Raw genomic sequence first — 451 nt, forward strand, 5'->3', positions numbered from 1 at the left:
AGCATATTGTTACTGGAAAATGTTCTCTACTGGTGATGATTTATGGTTTTTCCCCATTTCCTCACTTATTTCATAAAAAAGAAACTGATAAATTCCTTCCCTTTAAACTAAGTCACTGCTCACCTCTCTTGCAATAAATATCCCCAAATTACTTAACTATTATTCAGAATCAAGAGACTCTACTCCTTCTGGAGATCCTCCCTCTGAAAGCTGAATTTTCTCAACTTTAGCTTCAGCCGCTTTCAAAAGCTTCTCACAATATTTTTTAAGAGATTCACCACGCTCATAAATATCAATTGACTGTTCTAAAGGAATATCCCCACGTTCTAAATTTTCAACAATCACTTCAAGTTGCTTAAGCGCTTCTTCAAAACTTAATGCTGTAATATCTCCCTTTTCTATTTCTTGTTTCATGTAATCCTCACAAAATATCTGTTCTGGATATACGAAT

1 protein-coding gene is annotated in these 451 nt (G+C 34.1%); it reads right to left on the reverse strand.

The features are described from left to right. Window positions 1-159: 159 nt before the first annotated feature. The gene (locus J7R05_RS08115) at window positions 160-414 is read right to left on the reverse strand and encodes an exodeoxyribonuclease VII small subunit (protein WP_208541861.1); all 255 of its coding nucleotides are present in this window, start codon (window positions 412-414) and stop codon (window positions 160-162) included. Between the last annotated feature and the right edge of the window lie 37 nt (window positions 415-451).

Source organism: Bartonella capreoli (assembly GCF_902813205.1).
GTDB lineage: Bacteria > Pseudomonadota > Alphaproteobacteria > Rhizobiales > Rhizobiaceae > Bartonella > Bartonella schoenbuchensis.